At 65.8% G+C, this 3625-nt stretch carries 3 protein-coding genes; all 3 read right to left on the bottom strand.

The window, feature by feature from the left end:
- A partial coding sequence (locus GORHZ_RS28640) for an alpha/beta hydrolase (RefSeq protein ID WP_006339464.1) occupies window positions 1-1117 on the bottom strand: 1117 nt, incomplete at its 3' end.
- Entirely contained in the window at window positions 1114-2223 is a 1110-nt protein-coding gene (locus GORHZ_RS28635) for a homogentisate 1,2-dioxygenase (RefSeq protein WP_006339463.1), read from the bottom strand. The genes GORHZ_RS28640 and GORHZ_RS28635, both read right to left, overlap by 4 nt.
- A 48-nt stretch (window positions 2224-2271) precedes the next feature.
- Complete coding sequence (locus tag GORHZ_RS28630) at window positions 2272-3486, bottom strand: acyl-CoA dehydrogenase family protein (protein WP_006339462.1); 1215 nt, start codon at window positions 3484-3486, stop codon at window positions 2272-2274.
- Window positions 3487-3625 lie beyond the last annotated feature (139 nt).

The following is a 3625-nucleotide window of genomic DNA, read 5'->3' as shown; positions in this document are numbered from 1 at the left end:
GATAGGGGACCTGTGCCTTGCCCGAGTAGTAGTGCGTGGCGCCCTCGATGGTGCGCAGCGTCTTGTCGTGATAGCCGACCGCCTCGTACAGACGGTTGGTGTGACTCGGCGTGCACGCATTGTCCGCGGAGTTACCGATCACCAGGGTCGGCACCTCCAGATCCGCCGCACAGCGGGGGCCGTCACCATTGGCGTCGTCGTAGCTCCACTGCGACAGCCAGCTACGCAGCGTGGTGAACCGCGCCAACCCGACCGGACCCATGTTCACGATCCGCGGATCGCCCAGATAGCAGCCCGGTTCGCGGTCGTTCGGATCCAGCGTCAGATCCAGCCAGCGCGGGTCGGCCATGGTCCCGTTCACCACGAACCCGCGTTCCATCAACGGCTCCCCGCGGCCACGCAGGTCGGCGAGCTGTTCTTTGACCCGCGCGGTGATCCGCCGGTTACGGGCGATCTGCGCGGCCCGATAGCGTTCGATGAACTCCGGGGTGTAGGGCGCCTGGTTCGGGTTGTTCGGGTTGTAGATGTCGAGTTCCGGATCCCGTTTGTCCGGGTCGTTCTCGTCGAGGATCGACGGATCCATCCACTCGGTCAGCGTGCCGTGCCGGCTCACATGCGCGGCGAGCAGCATCATGCCGTCGGCGGCGGGCAGATCCAGCTGGGTCAGATCCGGCAACTCCCCGGCCGGGGTGGAGGTGACCGTGGCGTGCTGGGCCTGCTGCTGGTAGTACAGCGACAGTGCGCCGCCACCACTCCAGCCGGCCAGGATCACGTTGGTGTAGCCCAACCGTTCGCGGGCATCCTTCACACACGCACCCAGGTCCTGCACCACCTTTTCCATGATCAGCGCGTAGTCGGCGCCCCGATAGCGGGAGTTGCAGTAGATGACATGGTGTCCGGCCCGCGGCAACGCGTTGCTCATCGGCAGATAGGCGCCGCCACCGATCGGGTGCATGAAGATGATCACCGTGTCCGACGGCACACCCTTGGGCTTGAGGAGATAACTCTCCAACACCACACTCTCGGTCACCCCGCCATAGGTGTCGCGATAGGCGGACGTGTCGTCGAAGATGACGAGATACGGGATACGGTCATACTCAAAACGCTTGTCGCTCATACCTGTGCCTCCTCGGCGACAACTGCCGGGGTCGAGTCGAACATCGCCGGTGTCGGGGTGAGCCGACGGCGGGTGTCGATGGAGATGACCTGCCATTCGACACGCTCGTCGACGTCGAACCTCCGCCGCGACCGCTCGCGGGCGCGCTCGGGGATGCCGTGGTGGATGCCTTGCGGAGCATGCGAGATGAGTCCGGGCGGCATGTCGATGCCGAAGACGTTGCCGCCGTGGTAGAAGGCGATCTCGTCGAAGTCGACGTTGCGGTGATACCACGGCATCCGTTCGGCGCCGGCGCGGCCCTCGGCCGGCCGGGGCAGGAAGTTCATCACATACACGCCGGTGGCCTGCATGAACAGATGCACCGTGGGCGGCAGATGCACGGTGTCCGAGGTGATCACGTCGTAGTCTTCGAGGTTGAAGGTGAACGCGAAATTGTCGCCCTTCCACCCCTCCACATCCAGCGGGTTGAACGGGTAGAAGATCGACGTCGCACCCTCCCGCTGACGGAACCGCACCTCGTATTCCTCGCGCCCGTCGTCGGGGAACACCTCGGCCTCCGGCACCACGACCAGCGACGAGTCGAACGGGAAGAACCGGCCCAACACCCCGCCCTCGGGTACCCGGAACTCCTCGGTCGCCTCGATGATCAACAGCAATGACGGACCGTCGGGGATCTGCCGGTAGGTGGTGCCCTTCGGGATGTACACGTAATCGCCTGCCCGATACGGCAACCGGCCGAACTCGGTCTCGAACTGGCCGGTGCCCTCGTGCACGAAGAGCAACTCGTCGCCGTCGACGTTGCGGGTGTAGAACGGCGCCACATCCTGGCGGCGACTCAGCGAGATCCGGCAGTCGTCGTTGTAGAACATCACCAACGGCTCACCGGCCGGATCGATCTGATCGGTCGGCGTCAGATCGAACGTCTGCCGGTCCAAACCGGTCAGATCCCCCACCGCACGATAGGAGGTGGGATCGTTGCGGCGGTAGAAATGCGCGGCGCGGCCGGTGAACCCGTAGCGGCCGAGCTCATCGTCCTTGAGGTCGGCCACGTCACGATGAATCTGGCGCGGCGTACGACCTTTTCGGTGCTGGATGAATGACTCCATGCCGGAACTCCTGTATCTGTAGATTCTCGAGAGTTGCTGTGGTGGTGGTTATCTGCGCGGCAGCCCGAGACCGCGCTGGGCGATCACATTGCGTTGGATCTCGTCGGTACCGCCCGCCAGATGCAGTGCGGGCACGCCGAGCACGAACTCCGACCACGCGAACGCATCCTTCTCGCCGTGGTCGACGAAGGCACGCTCACCGAGCACGTCCTCGGCCAGCCGGGCGATCTCGTCGAGCGCCCGGGTCATCAGCATCTTCAGCACCGACCCCGACACCGGCTCGAGACGGTGTGTCCAAGAGCCAGGGGTGAGCCCGGCCGCGGCACGCATCGCCGTGACCGCGGCGACGGTCCTCGCGATCTGGGGTCTGAGAATCGGATTCTCTTCGGCACCAAGTCGTTTGACCAGCTCGACGACACGCTCCAGTACGTAGGGAGTCAGGGGTCCGGCTGCACCACTCATGGTGGACCGCTCGTTGCCGAGGCTGGTCGAGGCGACCTTCCAGCCTTCTCCCACACCACCGATCCGATGGCTGTCGGGCACCCGCACGCCGTCGAGGAACACCTCGTTGAAGGCGGCCCCACCGGTCATCTGCCGGATTGGGCGCACCGTCACCCCGGGGGCGTGCATGTCGACGAGGAACATCGTCAGCCCGGCATGCTTGGGCGCGGCCGGATCGGTCCGCACCAGGGCCTCCCCCACATCGGCGAGATGCCCCATCGACGTCCACACCTTCTGCCCGTGCAGCACCCAGTCGTCGCCGTCACGGACCGCGCGGGTGGAGACACCCGCCAGATCCGACCCGGCGCCGGGCTCGGAGAACAGCTGGCAGCCGATGAGTTCACCCCGGTACAACCCCGTCACCACCGGTTCGCGCACCTGCGCCGGCGCATGGTGGACGAGCGCCGGCGCCACGATGTTGAGTCCCACGAACAGTGCTTCCCGAGAAGGGAATCCCATGTCGTCGAGGACCTCGTCGACCACCGTGTCATGGATCGATGTGAGGCCGAGCCCACCGAGGTGCGTGGGCCCGCTGGGCCAAGCGATGCCCGCGTCATAGAGCACCCGCTGTAACCGGCGCATACACGCGACCTGCTCCTCGTGGCCCTCGCGGAGTTCCTCGACAGCGGCAATGTGGTCGTCGCGCTCAGCCCCGGCAGCACCGGCGCCCGCCTGCGCGAATTCCCCCAGATGCGGGGTCATCCGCTCCCGGACGTAGCCGGCAAAGGCCGCCACGTCGGTCGGCACCTCGGTGGTCGTCATGCCAGTCCGGCGGGTTCGAGGGCCGTCAGATCCGTCGGCACGGCGATGGTGGTCATGCGAGTCCTGCGAGTTCGAGGGCCAACTTCTTGGCGTTGTCCATGTCGTAGTGCTTACGCGCCACCAGACGCTGCGCGTACAA

The sequence above is a fragment of the Gordonia rhizosphera NBRC 16068 genome, assembly GCF_000298195.1.
Classification (GTDB): domain Bacteria; phylum Actinomycetota; class Actinomycetes; order Mycobacteriales; family Mycobacteriaceae; genus Gordonia; species Gordonia rhizosphera.
The sequence above is the reverse complement of the archived record's forward strand: the minus strand, read 5'-3'. Positions and strand labels throughout refer to the sequence as shown.

Excerpts from the sequence above, each read along its gene's own strand:
- GORHZ_RS28635 (WP_006339463.1), bottom strand. The coding sequence starts at position 2,223 with ATGGAGTCATTCATCCAGCACCGAAAAGGTCGTACGCCGCGCCAGATT.
- GORHZ_RS28630 (WP_006339462.1), bottom strand. The coding sequence starts at position 3,486 with ATGACGACCACCGAGGTGCCGACCGACGTGGCGGCCTTTGCCGGCTAC.